A 15748-nucleotide genomic window follows, 5' to 3' on the forward strand; every position below is an offset into this window, starting at 1 on the left:
TGAAAAAGGTATAGCCATGTTGGATCATTATTTTAAGCAACTCAATCTCGACCTAAAAAAGCAGGGGATTGCGACTCCACAATTGATCATCGATGAAGCAGCGTTAAAACAAAATATTCAGCATGTTCAGATTCGTCTTGATCACGCCAAACATTTAAAAGCACGCTTGGTAGTAAAATCATTAGCAAGCCTAGATTTACTCAAGTTATTATCTGAGCAGATCAATACGCAACGCTTTATGGTATTTCATCAACCGCATATTGTTTCAATCCTAGAAAATTTTGCCGAAGCGGATATTTTGTTGGGTAAACCAATGCCAGCTCAAGCTGTACGCCATTTCTTTGATCAGCATGATGAGTGGTCGAATGCCAAAATTCAGTGGCTGATTGATACCAAGCAACGCTTACAACAATATCTCGAGATTGCTCAGCTCTATTCTCTCTGTCTGAATGTGAATATTGAAATTGATGTTGGTTTACATCGTGGTGGGGTACAGTCGACACCGCAACTGACCGAAATTTTAAAGCTGATTCAGCAGTATCCACAGTATTTAAAGCTTTCTGGTTTGATGGGCTATGATGCACATGTCACCAAAATCCCAGCCATCATTAAAAAACCTGAACTGGCTTATCAAAGTTCGCAGCAGACTTATGCTCATTATCAACAGTTAATTCAAAAACAGTTTTCATCGCTGTGGAATGATGAGCTTTGTTTTAATGGCGGTGGCAGTCCAACCTTTAGCTTTCATACCACTGAAAGTGTTTGCAATGATTTGTCTTTTGGTTCAATGCTCTTAAAACCAAGTGATTTTGACAGTGATTTTTTAAGCGCACTACAGCCTGCGTTATGGATTGCTGCACCTGTATTAAAAATATTGCCATTTACTCAGCTTCCATCTATGTCTTTATTGGATAAATTGCCACATAAATGTAAGGCACTGTTTATTTATGGTGGCTATTGGCTGGCTGATTATGTCTATCCTCATCAAGCACATACCCATGCATTGTACGGGCGTAGTAGTAATCAGGAATTGGTCAATGTACCGAAGGATTGTGATATTCAAGTCGATGATTTTGTGTTTTTAAGACCAACGCAGAGTGAAGCGATTATTCCTCAGTTTTCCAAGTTGAAGCTGTATCGCACACATGCTTTTGAGACATGGCAAACTTTTAGTGAGTGATTGGGCTTTTTTGCTCATCAATATTCGAGCGAAAAGCTTGCCGTGTATGGTGAGCTTTAAAATAGATCGGCCAAATGGCAGCTTTTCGCTTCGGTCAGATTTTCAATGGAATCGATCAATAGAATATTGATATCTTTTTCACTTTTATACGCTGCGATCACTTCTGCATAAATCGGCTGTTTTAGTTTTGTTGCTTTGGACAGAAAGCTTGATACCACCTTTTCCTTAGACCAATCCGCATCTTTCAACACATATTCATTCTGTGCAATATCGCACCGCTTTAAAATAGCTTTATTATCATGAATGGTTAAGGTACCAATAAACATATCCATGCTTTCTTTAGGATCAGGTGAATTGGCAAAAGCGGTAACAGGAAAAACGAAGCTAGATAGAAATATTGAAAAGACAAGAGCAATTTTTTTCATTGGATTTTTCCTAGAGATGACATTCATTATTAAAATAATGCTTTGAGATTCTAATCTAATCCGTTGATTGAATGCCAGAAACTAGCCAAGTAGGAGCAAGACTTGAAGTAGATCTGCAACTACTTGGCATGATGAGTTTTTGTGACTAAAAGCGATAGCCCATTTTTAAGCCATAAGCGATTGCGCTGTTGTTTTTAAAGTCAGCTTGTTCAGCAATGGGTTTAATTCCTGGTACAGGAATGTAATAAGTGCCGTCTTCGGCAACCACATCACCTAACCAGAAGTATTTAACTCCAGCGGCAATGAAGTAGTTCGGGGCAGGATTAAACTGAGCACCTAGACCAATCCCCCAAGACCCTTTGGTAGGATTTAATGTAGATGCAGGGTTGCCTGTCCCTGAATCCCAACTGACTTCAGTGGATGCACTCCATTTTTCAGTAAACTGATGCCCCAGTCCGACATTGACCGTCCATTGATCTTTTTGATAGCTATCCAGATCGAAACCACCTGTATATGCACCATCACTTATTACGCCAGTGAGATACTCCGTCACTGCGCCAAATTGAGTTGGTCGAATATGAAAATCTTTCCAGTTGACCCAACGTAGATTGGTATAGAGCAGTGTGTCTTTATACACTCCTGTTTGAAAGTCAACATTCACCGATTGTGGTGTCGAAATTTTGGTTTTACTTGGCGTAGTTGCTTCCAAAGGTTGACCGAACTGGGTCTCAGTCACTTGCATATCATGGTCGATCTTGGAGCGATAGGTCACTGCGGCTTTTAAGGCAATATCTGGGATTTGATAACTCAGACCTGCCAGCCAACCGACCGCATGATCCTGTTTAAATTTTGCATCATAGCCATTAAAGGCTTCACTGTATGAATTACCACGCAGCGCAACATCACCTTTGACCGATTGATAGACAGCACCGCCATAGAGTTGAAAATTGCTAAATGGACTAACACCCAAAATCATGCTAATGCTTTCGGTATCGACATTAACCGATGTGCCTTGCTGGGTAAACTCATTGTCCGAGAAGGTGTTATTCGATTGCATCGGATAAGTAATATCAGCACCAAAAGGCTGGTCATAGAGCAGACCAAAGCTGATTCGATCAGTCAGTTGAAGCTTGAGCGCGGCACTATAATATTGAAAGCTATTGCCCATATTGCCTGAGTTAAGATTCTGCGGATCATTGACCAGTCCAGGATGATTACGGATTTTCCCCGAAATGTCAGCATCTACGGCTGTCGCATTGACTTCAACATAGTTACCATTTTCCAGAAAAGGGAGAATGGATTGTCCTGATTGGTCCAGTGCTGCTGCGTGATTCAATGTACTGATACATATCCCACACAGGCCAATCACCATTGGATTGAGTTTCATATTGATCATCCTTGTAAAACCGTGTCTTATTCTTAAACGTGCTCTTTTTATTGACGGTCATTTTTTCTGGCAATAGTAAGCTGATTCAACTCACTATTTTGACTTGAAAATAAATGTCCAACTGCTAGTGAAGCATCTTTTTAAATCGCAGAACAGGGTTGTAAATGATCAATATGGGGGGCGAATCGGTCAGATTTAGGCATTCTAGAAAATAAAAAAACCTTGTATCGAGACACAAGGTTTTTTTATTAAAACAAATCTTTATTGCTTCACAATCAGCACGGGAATATGTGATTCTGTTAAAACAGCACGCGCCACACTACCGAGCAATAAACGTTTTACGCCTGTGCGACCATGTGAACCCATAATAATCAGATCAGCACCGACTTCATCGGCAACAAAGATAATTCCTTCACTGGCTACACCATGATGAATTTTGGTTGTCACCTGAATACCATCACGTACAAAAGATTGGGCAATATCTTGAAGCTGTGTTTTGGCATGTGCTTCGGCCTGCATAAAATGATCAGTGATTGCAGGGGCCACTTGATAAAAATCCACGCCAACAAATGGATCAACTGCAACTACACTGAGAATGGTGACTTGTGCCCCTGATAATTTTGCTAGAGAAAGCGCATGTTCGACTGCGGCATAAGAAATTGGAGAGTCATCAACAGGGACTAAAATATTTTGATAAGACATGTTTACTCCTTATAGTTTATCGTTGTAAAAAATATAAAGCATAAGGAGTTGATAACATATTGAGATAGGTCTAGCAAATCAGTAGCAGCACAAAATATATGATAAAGCTGAAAATAATGTAGAAAAACAGCGCATTCCCTAGCAAAATAGAGGTATAAGAAAATCACTGTATTTTTGTAATTCAGCTTAAGATTAACTTTAGATCGAAGCACAAAATTTGAGCTGAATTTAAATTGATAAGGAATATTTGTGTTACTGAGTTTAGAGGCGTTTAAACAACAAAAATTTGATCAAATGGCGGCTAAAATTATGGCCGATCCAGAACATTACCTAACTTTTGATTCGGTTTCAGACTTTTACAAAGCGGTATGGTTAGATGAATTTCCGCAAGGCACAACATGGTCAGCCACAGGTTTGGATGATGGTGCAGAGCAATTTTATGCGGTGATTGAATATGGGGATCATTATCTCTATATCAGCCGTATGGAACGGGTCACGGTCAAATTAGGCATACGGCATCATTACAATAGAAATAACTAATCCGAGCAGTCATCCATTTTTGTCTGATCAGATTTAGAGATACAAATGAGAATGCTATACTTTTGCACAATGATGAAATCCTAATAAAACGAAATGGACATTTAAAAATGGCACATCAATTTACGGTTAATGAAACAATTCATGGTGTTTCAATTGAGGACTTTTCAAGACTGGTGGCAGATACTTCATTGCATGAAGCAGTGTGTAAACGTATTCCAGGTGAAAACTTAGAAATAATTGAATCGAATATCAATGGTGATATTTATACGCTGCGCCGTGAATATAATCTGGATGTCAATATTCCAGAGGTGGCGAAAAAATTATTAAAGAATGCGTTCCGCTTAAAACGTGCTGATATTACCCATTTGAAAAACTTAACCTCGACAGTTGAATTGGGTGCAAACTTACCTTTGGAAGCGAAGGGCGAGCGTAGTGTCACGGGGGACAGCGAAAAAGTGAATATTTCTTTAACGTGGACTGTTAAAGTTAAAGTGCCATTGATTGGCGGTATGTTAGAAAAACATGCGGAAGGTGAAATTCGTAAATTCAGCACGCTTGAAATCGAGATCGTAGCCGATGAATTAAAGAAACATCTTTAATTTTTTGTAGAAAAAAGCTCTCCATTTGGGGAGCTTTTTTATTTAGAAGCGCAGGAAATAAGGAACAATCGAAAGCACCACGCCAATGATACTGATCATGGTCGTGCTATCAATAAAATAGGTAAAGAGCATCAAGATAAGACCACAGACCAAAGGCACGGTCATTTTTTGCTTTTTGCCATACAGAAAATAGCCTAAGCCAATCGAGCTAAAGATGACACCTAGAAACAGTTGGGTTGCATTCATGTGCTTTGCCATTCATTATTTTTTTCGCGAATATATTATGACAAGATTCTTAAATGAAAATTATGGTAACGCGATAAAATATCCAATACGATATTATTCACTATTTGGTCAAAACAATTATAAGGGCGTGGGATGAGTGTAATTCTACCTGTAGCACAACGCGGTGAAGAAGTTTTAAAAATTAAAGCGGCTGCTGTCGCGAACGGGGAATTTAACAGTGAATGGTTATTACAACTGGCTTCCGCTATGCATGCGACCATGTTGGAGCGCAATGGGGTTGGGATTGCAGCACCACAGGTCTATATTTCTAAACGCTTAATTATTGTGGCATCTCGCCCGAATCCGCGTTATCCCGATGCACCTGAAATGGATGCGGTGGTGATGGTCAATCCTGAAATTTTGGCATTTTCTCAAGAGTCTTGTTTAGGTGAGGAAGGCTGTTTAAGTGTGCCAGATGAGCGTGGGCTGGTCGAACGGGCACAAGCAATCAAAGTACGTTACTACACCTTACAAGGTGAAGTGATTGAAACCGCTTTTGAAGGTTTCCCCGCGCGCATTGTTCAGCATGAAGTGGATCATCTGGATGGCATTTTATTTGTAGAACGTTTGAGTTAGTTGTGTATGTAAGCTCATAAAATCATTACAAAAGCTATAATTTTAATATGACTAGTCCTCTGTACTATAAGCGCTTATCTAAATTAAAACTTGAAACAATTAAAGGCTAGATGACCATGAAAACTCCACTTCCTGATTATTTGGCACATGTGATTGATGCCTGCGATATTGATAACAGTGGGCATCTCGCAGATTATATTCCTGAGTTAGCCAATGCCAATCCCGATCGATTAGCACTGGCATTATCTACCGTCGATGGTGAAATCTATTCTGTTGGGGATGATGAGATTGAATTTACCATTCAATCGATGTCTAAACCGTTCACTTATGCTTATGTGCTGCAACAGCTTGGGATTGATGCGGTATTAGAGAAAGTTGGGGTTGAACCTTCTGGCGAAGCCTTTAATGAAATTTCATTGGGTAAAGATCGCCGTCCTAAGAACCCGATGATTAACTCAGGTGCAATCACCACGCATTCACTGATTCCTGTCAAAGATGACTTATCTGGTGCAGAAATTTTACGTCGATTTATGAGCGAGCTAGCAGGACGTGAACTGCAATTTGATGATGCTGTTTATGAATCTGAGGTGAAAACAGCCTATCGCAATCTCTCGATTGGTTATATGTTGCGTACGGTGGGGATTTTGGAAACTGATCCTGTTGATATTGTGAATGGCTATATTCGCCAATGCGCGATCTTGGTCACTGTCAAAGATCTAGTGCGGATGGGCAGTGTTTTTGCCAATGGTGGGGTTGATCCTAAAACTGGAAAACGCTTATTGAATCGTGCTGTGGTACGCCAAGTCCTAAGCGTGATGATGAGCTGTGGCATGTATGATGCAGCGGGGGATTGGCTGACGACGGTTGGCATTCCTGCTAAAAGTGGTGTCGCTGGTGGAATCTTGGGCGTGTTGCCAGGTCAGGTCAGCATAGCGGCTTTTTCTCCTCGACTCGATGAACATGGCAATAGTGTACGTGGTATAGATATCTTGGAACGACTCTCTCGGGATATGGGCTTGCATTTGATGGAAGGTACACCTTCCGCGCAAACCATTGTGCAGAGTCATTATCGCACTGGTAAAGATGCATCTTTGAGTGTGTATGTACTTCGCGGAGTATTGAAATTCACTGAAGCGGAAATGTTGTTGCGGACGTTGCAATGTGAGCCAGACGATAGCAGTAGCATCGTGATTGATTTATCCCAGATTTCCCTAATTCATGATGTCGGAAAACGGATGTTTCTGGAAGGCATCGATCGTTTAATCGATGATGGGCACACTTTGCTTTTAGTTGATCCTGAACAGCGTCTGGATCATGCGCGAACGCATAAAGATCGGGTCTTGCATGTTTATCAGAATCTTGAGGATTTGATTGAGAAGCATAAAGAGCTGTAGTAGGAGAGAGCCTATATTTAAATGGTATAGGTTTTAAATTACTATGGTGTTTTGCCTAATTAGGAATTGAGTTTCAACATCCATTGAATGCACTTGGATGAGGTGTTTTATATGGAAAATCAAGCTAAAATATAACGTGTTTGAGTGTATAGCTGTAATATTTTTTTGCATTGAGTGTTTATAAAAAATATAAATAAAAGTTGTTTTGCTGTAGGGTTTTGTCAAATAATTATATTATAATGTTTTGGTTTTTAATTTTTTTAGGGGTGTTTATGAATATAAAAATTTTACAATTTAAAATTATTGGTTTTAAAAATGTAAAAAAAATTACAGATGTATGTTTTTCTGATGATAATGCTTCTGTGATTTTTGGTGGGAATGGTAGCGGGAAAACTACTTTTTTAAAAACATTAGCATCGTTTTTGAAACGCGATGAACATGAATTATTTGATTTGGGTGTGCTTAAAGCCGAATTGAAATTAAAGTTTAACAATGAGGAACGGAATATAGTCGTTGAGCGAAAGAAAGGTGAGGAAAAATATACATGGAATAAAGAATCAAAAATTCTTGAGGATTTAAAGTCACTTTCTCTAGGAGTTGAAAGAGGGGTTTCTACTCAAAATATTATAATACCAGAAGATTTCTTTTTTGAATATTTTAGATTTTCAAGAAATCATTCTCTAAATATTTCCTCTAACATGGCGAGAGAAATTTCTTTTGATCTATCTCAGCGAATTAAAAATTATAACCGTATGAAAAAAAGAAGATTTAATCATGATATGGATTTTGAAGCTAATCATTTATTTCTTCAAAATATAAAAATGGATAATATCGAAGAATTGATTTTAACAAGTTTTAGGCGAGAAAAATATAAAGCTGCGCAAAGAATTCAAAATGCATTGTTTGATACTTTGTCGGAAGTTATACATATTGATGAAAATCTAATGGTGAAAAAATGATGAATATATAAATATGAGTTTTGATAATACTTTTTTTGAAATTTTGATTGAAAAAAAGAATCAAATAATAGAATCTATTAGTAGCTCAGAACATAATAGTTTTAAAAGTGTTATTGTTAATATTTTGGAAAATATTGAAAATAAAGACTATCAAAGAAAAATTAAGGAAAACATTCTTCTTAAAAAAATGTTTAAAAATATTATAGATGAACTTGAAAATGAGGAATTAAATTTAAGTTCAATAAACTATTTAGTTGATACCTTTAATTTGTTTTTAACAGAAGGTAAAAAGATAGAAGTAAAATTGAATGAGATAAATGTTAAAATTGGTGATGCTAGTCATTCTATACATGAGCTATCTAGTGGTGAACGACATATGCTGACTTTTTTGAGTCTTGTATTATTTGTTGGAAATGGTAGAAATTTTTTAATTATTGACGAGCCTGAAATATCATTGAATATGAAATGGCAGAGACAGTTAATTGATTTATTTAAAATAATGCTTCCTAATGTTCAAATTATTGTTGCATCACACTCTCCTTTTTTGGCTAAAAATAAACCAGAAATGTTATGTAAATATAAGAATGGAGAGTTCTAAAAATGGACATGCTTCTTGAAGCTGATGAACTAATCACTATCGCAATTATGCAAGAGCAGCCAATTCTCATGGTTGAGGGGATAGATGATATACCTATATATAAGAAAATATTAACTACAATTCCAATTGATTGTGAGGTTTATTGTTCTGAGCATATAGCAGATATTGAACCTGGTTGTAGAGGTGTGAAAAAAATTATTTCTATTATTAATGAGCAACATCCTATTAATCTAGCTAAAAAATATTTACTTGGAATAGTAGATAAAGATGTAAGTGATTTTAGAGGTGAAATTGAGGATTTAGAAAATTTATTATTCACTATTTATTACTCTATGGAGTCTCATTTAGTTAATGATGCCGTTTTAAAAAAAATATTTTCAAACTTTTTGTACGCAACTGAGGAAAGTGTTTCAGATTTTTTAATATCAGATTTTTGGGATTTTTTTTATAATGAATGTGAGGTTTTATATTTGGCATCTGTCGAAGCATTAAAAAACTCATGCGATAATAAGGTGGAGTCATTATTTTCTTATTCATCTGATTATAAAGGTATAAAAAATGAAAACATTAAAAAATCTTTGAATGATAATAAAATCAACAGCTTGCTTTTTGCTCACTCTAAAGGTGTGAGTTTTGAAATTGAATCTTTGAAAAGGATATGTAAGGGGAAGTGGTTTTTAGATTACTTGTGTGAAAAAATATCTTATTATATTATTAATGAAATAAATTTATGTTTAATTAAAGAAACACAATGTGATATGTGTAAGTTGGGTAAGTGTTATGCTTGTTATTTTAAATATAGAGTTAGGCCAAATAAAGAGGCTGTAGGATCTAATATTTATGCTTATGTAGAATATGGTGATTTTGAATTTTTAAATATAAGAATGCTGAAAAATTTTTCTTAATACCTCCCCCTCAATTGAGGGGGATTTTTCTTTATAATTTACGCAATCGAATCATCTAAATTCGGTGCTAACCAGCGCTTCGCTTCATCCAGTGTCCAGCCTTTACGTTTTGCATAATCCTCAAGCTGATCTTGAGAAATCTTGCCTACGTTAAAGTATTCACTGTCAGGGTGCGAATAATAGAAACCACTGACAGACGAAGGCGGCATCATCGCAAAGTGTTCAGTCAACTTTGTACCGATTTTCGCTTCCGAACCTAACCAGTCAAATAACACTGCTTTTTCAGAATGCTCTGGGCAAGCAGGATAACCTGGTGCAGGACGAATACCGACATACTTCTCTTTGATCAATTCTTCATTGCCCAAAGTCTCATCAGCCTTATAGCCCCAGAACTCTTTACGGATACGCTCATGCAAGTGCTCGGCAAAAGCTTCAGCAAAACGATCGGCCAAAGACTGAACCAAGATCGCTGAATAATCATCACCTTTGGCTTTATATTCATTTGCCAATTCTTCAGCACCAAAGATCGATACAGTGAAACCACCAAGATAATCGGTATTGTCTTTAGAAGTACTAATAAAGTCTGCTAAAGATAAATTTGGTTTGCCTGTGACTTTGTCAGATTGCTGACGAATATGCTCAAAGGTATGCGTAACCTTTTGACCCGCTTCGTCAAACACGCTGACGGTATCTGCGCCTGTACGTTGTGCAGGGTATAAACCAAATACAGCACGCGCATCGAAACGATTATTCTCGATAATATCTTTCAACATCGCTTGTGCTTGGTTATACAAATCAGTAGCCGCTTCACCGACCACTTCATCTGTCAGGATTTTTGGGAATTTACCCGCCAAGCTCCAAGAGATAAAGAATGGCGTCCAGTCAAAGTATTCAACCAAGGTCGCCAATGGATAATTGGTAATGACTTGCGTACCTAAACTATTTGGAATTGGTGGCACATAGTTTTCATCCACCTTAAAACCATTTTCAATCGATTCGGCATAGCTGAGTTTGGCTGCTTTCGGTTGCTTGTTGGCTAAACGTTCACGAATCTTGGCATATTCAGCACGATGCTCGGCAATAAAATTACCACGCATTTCTTTCGAGAGTAGGGTAGTTGCTACACCGACCGCACGAGAGGCATCGGCCACATAAATCACGGCATCATTTTGATACTGAGGATCAATCTTCACGGCAGTATGGGCTTTCGATGTGGTTGCACCACCAATTAACAGTGGAATGTTAAAGCCTTTGCGCTGCATTTCTTTGGCAACAAACACCATTTCATCCAAAGACGGAGTGATCAAACCAGACAAACCGATGATGTCACATTTCTCATCAATCGCAGTTTGCAGGATTTTTTCCGCAGGTACCATTACCCCAAGATCAACAATGTCATAACCATTACAGCCCAAGACCACGCCTACGATATTTTTACCAATATCATGTACGTCACCTTTTACGGTTGCCATCAAAACACGACCTTTGGATTGTGCATTGCCTTTTTCAGCTTCGATGTAAGGGTTCAGCCATGCAACAGCTTGTTTCATTACACGCGCAGATTTCACCACTTGTGGCAGGAACATTTTACCCGAACCGAATAAATCACCGACCACGTTCATACCATCCATCAATGCGCCTTCAATCACATCAAGAGGACGGTTGGCTTTTAAGCGGGCTTCTTCAGTATCTTCATCAATATAGGTAGTGATACCTTTAACTAAGGCATATTCAAGACGTTTTTCTACCGACTCATTGCGCCATTCAAGGTTTTCAGCTTCACGCTGTGCGCCACTATGACCACGGAATTTTTCTGCGACTTCAAGCAGTTTTTCTGTAGCGTTTTGACCTGATTCACCTTGGTTTTGGTTCAGAACAACATCTTCAACCGCATCTTTTAGTTCTTTTGGAATATCATCGTAAATCGCCATTTGACCAGCGTTCACGATCCCCATGGTCATGCCTTGTTTAATGGCATGGTAAAGGAATACTGAGTGAATCGCTTCACGCACAGGCTCATTACCACGGAAGGAGAACGAAACGTTAGAGACACCGCCTGAGATCATGGCATGTGGCAAGTTCTGTTTGATCCAACCTGTGGCTTCAATAAAATCGACGCCATAGTTGTTGTGTTCTTCGATCCCTGTCGCCACGGCAAACACGTTCGGGTCAAAAATGATATCTTCAGCAGGAAAGCCCACTTCATTGACGAGAACATCATAAGAACGTTTACAAATTTCACGCTTACGTGCAGCGGTATCGGCCTGACCTGTTTCATCAAAGGCCATCACAATGATCGCAGCACCGTACTGACGGCATAGGCGAGCTTTTTCGACAAACTCGTCATAACCTTCTTTCAATGAAATTGAGTTAACAACAGGTTTACCTTGGACACATTTTAAACCTGCTTCAATGATTTCCCATTTTGATGAGTCAATCATGATTGGTACACGAGAGATATCTGGCTCAGATGCAACTAGATTGAGGAAATGCACCATCGCATTTTGCGAATCCAGCATCCCTTCATCCATATTGATGTCGATGATCTGTGCGCCAGCTTCAACTTGTTGCTGAGCTACTTCTAAAGCTTCGGCAAACTTTTCTTCACGGATGAGACGCAGGAATTTTTTTGAACCCGTCACGTTGGTACGTTCACCGACATTGACGAACAGTGAATCATCATAAATGTTAAATGGCTCTAAACCACTTAAACGGCAGGCTGGTTTGGTTTCTGGAATTTGACGTGGCTGAATGTCTTTGACTGCATTATAGATGGCGCGAATATGATCTGGTGTGGTACCACAGCAACCGCCTGTGATATTAATTAAACCACTTTCAGCAAATTCTTTGATGAATGCAGCTGTTTGTTCAGGTGTTTCATCATATTCACCAAAGGCATTCGGTAAACCTGCGTTTGGATGGGCAGAGACAAAAGTATCAGCAACATCAGCAATGGTTTTTACGTGTGGGCGCATCGCGTCTGCACCCAAGGCACAGTTAAAACCGATTGAGAGTAAATCACCGTGACGTACTGAGTTCCAAAACGCTTCTGCAGTTTGACCTGTTAAGGTACGACCTGATGCATCGGTAATGGTGCCTGAAATCATCAACGGTAGTTCATGACCAATTTGCTTGAATACTTCTTTGACTGCGAAGATCGCGGCTTTACAGTTCAAAGTATCAAACACAGTTTCGATCAAGAGAATGTCTGCACCACCTTCAATCAAGGCATGGGCAGCTTCAATATAATTTTCTTTGAGTTCATCAAAAGTAATATTACGGAATGCAGGGTCGTTCACATTCGGGGAAATCGAACAAGTACGTGAGGTTGGGCCAAGGACACCTGCCACAAAACGTGGTTTCTCTGGAGTTGAGTATTTTTCACATGCTGCTTTGGCTAAGCGTGCTGCTTCGCGGTTGATCTCTGGAACAAGGTCTTCCATGTGGTAGTCAGACATTGAAACACGGGTGCCGTTAAAGCTGTTGGTTTCAATAATGTCTGCACCTGCATCTAAGTAGGCTTCATGGATGCCCTGAATAATCTGCGGTTGGGTTAAAACCAATAAGTCGTTATTACCTTTTAGGTCTGATGCCCAGTCTGCAAAACGTTCACCACGGTAATCTTCTTCTTCTAATTTATGGCGTTGAATCATGGTTCCCATTGCACCATCAATAATCAGGATGCGTTGGGTAAGAAGTGATTGTAGGGTGGTAAGCGTGGACATTCAGAAACCCCAGTCGATGATCAAGATAAAAAGCAGGGGCATTGTAACAGAAGCTACGTCAAAGCGCGTATTTTCAGCAACTCAGAACAGTGATTCATCGGGTCATTTAGAAAATGTCATAAAATGTTCATCAAGTTGTCACAATTGAATTGAATAATGCTTAAAAAGAAAACATCCAGTTCGAAATGTGACAGTTTAATGTCATATTTCGTAGCGTTTGTTGCAAAATCAGACAAACAGTTCTAGCGCTGTTTTTGGTTTTATAATGCATTGTTTTTTATTAATTAAAATAAAAAATAAGGTGGATTTATTACTGAGAAATACAAAAAAATGTGATGAAAACATGAAATTTTGGCTTTATGTGACAGTCCTTTGTCATATAATTGTCATAATTTAATTAAACAATACAGGGGATTTTATTATCCTCTAACCGTCTACATGAATTCTAATCTTCCTCCTGTTTCGGATTCACCGCTTGCCAGCTCTCAGGCAAAATCGACGAATGTACATGTACCAACACCGAAATTCTTTATGCCGGTGTTTTTGACAATTATTGTTGCAACACTGATTTATATCGGTTTTCAGCTTAGTGCTGACTTGGCACATGTACCGCCTTTAAGTTTATATTCAGTTATTCTTTTATCGACGGCACTTTTCATTGCTTTAGGCTTTGAATTTGTAAATGGTTTTCACGATACGGCGAACGCTGTAGCGACGGTTATTTATACCAATGCATTGCCTGCTCCAGCAGCAGTGATGTGGGCTGGTTTCTGTAACTTCCTTGGGGTTATGGTGGCGAGTGGCGCAGTAGCGTACGGTATTATTGCATTGCTCCCAGTAGAAATGATCATGAATGTCGGCAGTGGTGCTGGCTTTGCGATGGTTTTTGCACTATTAATCGCGGCAATCCTATGGAATTTAGGAACGTGGTTTTTGGGGATTCCTGCATCAAGTTCACATACCTTAATCGGTTCGATTTTGGGTGTGGGCATTATGAACCATATCTTGAATGCTTCAGCTGGTGCGACCAGTAGTGGTATCGATATGGATCAGGTGATTAAAGTAGGTAAGGCTTTACTATTCTCTCCATTGATTGGTTTTGCATTTGCAGCGATTCTCTTCTTATTGGTGAAGAAAGTATTTAAACGCCAAATGGAGCTGTTTCAGCCACCAGAAGGCAATAAGCCACCACCACCACTGATTCGTGCAATCTTAATTTTTACCTGTACGGGTGTAAGTTTTGCGCACGGTTCAAACGATGGTCAAAAAGGCATGGGCCTGATCATGTTGATCTTAATCGGCTTGGTTCCATTGGCTTATTCATTGAATAAAAACCTGGATGCACAGCATTTACAGTCTTTTGAACAGCTCTCTGCAAAAACGGCGACGGTTTTAAATGTCAATCAGAACGAGTTGACTGATGAAAAGGCGCGTGAAGTATTAACGAAATATATCCAAACTAAAGAACAAACGGCTGAAGTTGTGCCTGCGCTAGCAAGTATGACTGAGCACTTGGGTACACGTGTTGCTGGCTATGGCGATCTTAAGGCGATTCCTGAAGCTGCTGTTAGCGAAATCCGCAACGACATGTATTTAAGTACCACGACGTTCAAACGTTTAGATAAAGCGGAAGCTTTACCAGAAATGGATAAAGACCAAGCTAAAGTTGTTAAAGAATATCGTAGTAGCCTAGATTCGTTCCTTCAATATATTCCAAACTGGGTGAAAGTTGCAGTTGCACTAGCACTTGGCTTAGGTACGATGGTGGGTTGGAAGCGTATTGTGGTAACTGTTGGTGAGCGTATTGGTAAGAACCACATGACTTATGGTCAAGGGATGTCTGCTGAGCTTGTAGCAATGAGTACAATTGCAGCAGCGGACGGTCTGGGTATGCCAGTATCAACCACACACGTGTTAAACAGTGCGGTTGCGGGTACGATGGTTGCCAATAAGTCAGGTTTGAACTTCGCTACAGTGAAGACGATTCTTTCTGCTTGGATCTTTACTTTACCAGCGACAATTACATTATCTGGTGGTTTGTACTGGTTATTCCTACAGTTCGTTTCATAATGCTGAGTTGTTAAATTCAGATATGATTTAAAGGCTTTGCTTCGGCAAAGCCTTTTTTATATAAGTTGATTTTTGCTTCTTAGTCATTCCATGAATGAATTAGTTTGCGAGTGTATAGCTTGGCTGGATGCAAGTACCAAACACATACAATGATGTTTAGGGATGTTTGCATATTGCGGGTAGGGAAATAAGCGGAAGTACAGTAGGGATGGGCTGAGGATTGTTTAAAACAAGCTAAATAAAATAGGTTTTATTCCCCAAAAGAGGAATAGTTTTCCGATGATGTTATCCGTTAGTATCAATAGACAGATCGTGCTAGGTTGTGTTTTTAATTCTAATAATAAGTATAAAGCGTTGTTCTTTTTACACTCCGCCATTCTCCGATATAGAGAGTGGCTTTTTT

Annotated in this window: 14 protein-coding genes; 9 read left to right on the plus strand and 5 right to left on the minus strand. The window is 39.0% G+C overall.

Annotated elements, in window-relative coordinates; all coding sequences use genetic code 11:
• Positions 1–16 precede the first annotated feature (16 nt).
• Positions 17–1180 carry an alanine racemase gene (locus tag NDN11_RS05725; protein ID WP_251111043.1) on the plus strand — a complete coding sequence of 388 codons (1164 nt, stop codon included), beginning with the start codon at positions 17–19 and terminating at the stop codon, positions 1178–1180.
• Between the two features lie 56 nt (positions 1181–1236).
• On the opposite strand, the gene NDN11_RS05730 is transcribed toward NDN11_RS05725, so the two are convergent.
• The 3 genes from NDN11_RS05730 to NDN11_RS05740 all read right to left on the minus strand — a co-directional run bounded on the left by NDN11_RS05730 (position 1237) and on the right by NDN11_RS05740 (position 3694).
• Positions 1237–1605 (minus strand): hypothetical protein, encoded by a 369-nt coding sequence (locus NDN11_RS05730; protein WP_251111044.1) that lies wholly within the window; start codon positions 1603–1605, stop codon positions 1237–1239.
• Positions 1606–1750: 145 nt separating this feature from the next.
• Entirely contained in the window at positions 1751–2992 is a 1242-nt protein-coding gene (locus NDN11_RS05735; RefSeq protein ID WP_251111045.1) for an OmpP1/FadL family transporter, read from the minus strand.
• A 261-nt stretch (positions 2993–3253) separates the two neighbouring features.
• Positions 3254–3694, minus strand: a complete 441-nt coding sequence (locus NDN11_RS05740; protein WP_171549577.1) for a universal stress protein — start codon at positions 3692–3694, stop codon at positions 3254–3256.
• Positions 3695–3943: 249 nt separating this feature from the next.
• Here NDN11_RS05740 and NDN11_RS05745 point away from each other — a divergent pair, with 249 nt between their 5' ends.
• Together NDN11_RS05745 and NDN11_RS05750 are read left to right on the plus strand one after the other, a co-directional pair.
• Entirely contained in the window at positions 3944–4234 is a 291-nt protein-coding gene (locus tag NDN11_RS05745; protein WP_251111046.1) for a hypothetical protein, read from the plus strand.
• 107 nt (positions 4235–4341) lie between these two features.
• On the plus strand, positions 4342–4833 hold the full coding sequence (locus NDN11_RS05750; RefSeq protein WP_016541745.1) for a DUF2505 family protein: 492 nt from the start codon (positions 4342–4344) through the stop codon (positions 4831–4833).
• A 42-nt stretch (positions 4834–4875) separates the two neighbouring features.
• On the opposite strand, the gene NDN11_RS05755 is transcribed toward NDN11_RS05750, so the two are convergent.
• Entirely contained in the window at positions 4876–5079 is a 204-nt protein-coding gene (locus tag NDN11_RS05755) for an amino acid transport protein (protein ID WP_251111047.1), read from the minus strand.
• Between the two features lie 132 nt (positions 5080–5211).
• On the opposite strand from NDN11_RS05755, the gene def reads away from it, so the two are divergent.
• The 5 genes from def to NDN11_RS05780 all read left to right on the plus strand — a co-directional run bounded on the left by def (position 5212) and on the right by NDN11_RS05780 (position 9550).
• Positions 5212–5694, plus strand: coding sequence for a peptide deformylase (gene def / locus NDN11_RS05760; RefSeq protein ID WP_251111048.1), 483 nt, complete (start codon positions 5212–5214; stop codon positions 5692–5694).
• Positions 5695–5810: 116 nt separating this feature from the next.
• Positions 5811–7088 (plus strand): glutaminase, encoded by a 1278-nt coding sequence (locus NDN11_RS05765; protein ID WP_251111049.1) that lies wholly within the window; start codon positions 5811–5813, stop codon positions 7086–7088.
• A gap of 272 nt (positions 7089–7360) precedes the next feature.
• Positions 7361–8047: an AAA family ATPase gene (locus NDN11_RS05770; RefSeq protein WP_251111050.1), complete on the plus strand. Its 687-nt coding sequence runs from the start codon at positions 7361–7363 to the stop codon at positions 8045–8047.
• Between the two features lie 13 nt (positions 8048–8060).
• Complete coding sequence (locus NDN11_RS05775) at positions 8061–8645, plus strand: AAA family ATPase (RefSeq protein ID WP_251111051.1); 585 nt, start codon at positions 8061–8063, stop codon at positions 8643–8645.
• A gap of 2 nt (positions 8646–8647) precedes the next feature.
• On the plus strand, positions 8648–9550 hold the full coding sequence (locus tag NDN11_RS05780; RefSeq protein WP_251111052.1) for a DUF4435 domain-containing protein: 903 nt from the start codon (positions 8648–8650) through the stop codon (positions 9548–9550).
• 38 nt (positions 9551–9588) lie between these two features.
• On the opposite strand, the gene metH is transcribed toward NDN11_RS05780, so the two are convergent.
• A complete protein-coding gene (metH, locus tag NDN11_RS05785; RefSeq protein WP_251111053.1) occupies positions 9589–13275 on the minus strand; it encodes a methionine synthase in 3687 nt (1228 codons plus the stop codon).
• Between the two features lie 438 nt (positions 13276–13713).
• Between metH and NDN11_RS05790 the strand changes: the two genes are divergently transcribed.
• Positions 13714–15345 (plus strand): inorganic phosphate transporter, encoded by a 1632-nt coding sequence (locus NDN11_RS05790; protein ID WP_251111054.1) that lies wholly within the window; start codon positions 13714–13716, stop codon positions 15343–15345.
• Positions 15346–15748: the final 403 nt, after the last annotated feature.

The sequence above is a fragment of the Acinetobacter sp. C26M genome, assembly GCF_023702675.1.
Taxonomy (GTDB): domain Bacteria; phylum Pseudomonadota; class Gammaproteobacteria; order Pseudomonadales; family Moraxellaceae; genus Acinetobacter.

Bases quoted from the DNA above. Each gene is read 5' to 3' on its own strand.
- NDN11_RS05735 (WP_251111045.1), bottom strand. From the start codon at position 2,992: ATGAAACTCAATCCAATGGTGATTGGCCTGTGTGGGATATGTATCAGT.
- NDN11_RS05750 (WP_016541745.1), top strand. From the start codon at position 4,342: ATGGCACATCAATTTACGGTTAATGAAACAATTCATGGTGTTTCAATT.
- NDN11_RS05770 (WP_251111050.1), top strand. From the start codon at position 7,361: ATGAATATAAAAATTTTACAATTTAAAATTATTGGTTTTAAAAATGTA.
- NDN11_RS05730 (WP_251111044.1), bottom strand. From the start codon at position 1,605: ATGAAAAAAATTGCTCTTGTCTTTTCAATATTTCTATCTAGCTTCGTT.
- NDN11_RS05790 (WP_251111054.1), top strand. From the start codon at position 13,714: ATGAATTCTAATCTTCCTCCTGTTTCGGATTCACCGCTTGCCAGCTCT.
- def (WP_251111048.1), top strand. From the start codon at position 5,212: ATGAGTGTAATTCTACCTGTAGCACAACGCGGTGAAGAAGTTTTAAAA.
- metH (WP_251111053.1), bottom strand. From the start codon at position 13,275: ATGTCCACGCTTACCACCCTACAATCACTTCTTACCCAACGCATCCTG.
- NDN11_RS05725 (WP_251111043.1), top strand. From the start codon at position 17: ATGTTGGATCATTATTTTAAGCAACTCAATCTCGACCTAAAAAAGCAG.
- NDN11_RS05755 (WP_251111047.1), bottom strand. From the start codon at position 5,079: ATGAATGCAACCCAACTGTTTCTAGGTGTCATCTTTAGCTCGATTGGC.
- NDN11_RS05780 (WP_251111052.1), top strand. From the start codon at position 8,648: ATGGACATGCTTCTTGAAGCTGATGAACTAATCACTATCGCAATTATG.
- NDN11_RS05765 (WP_251111049.1), top strand. From the start codon at position 5,811: ATGAAAACTCCACTTCCTGATTATTTGGCACATGTGATTGATGCCTGC.
- NDN11_RS05740 (WP_171549577.1), bottom strand. From the start codon at position 3,694: ATGTCTTATCAAAATATTTTAGTCCCTGTTGATGACTCTCCAATTTCT.
- NDN11_RS05775 (WP_251111051.1), top strand. From the start codon at position 8,061: ATGAGTTTTGATAATACTTTTTTTGAAATTTTGATTGAAAAAAAGAAT.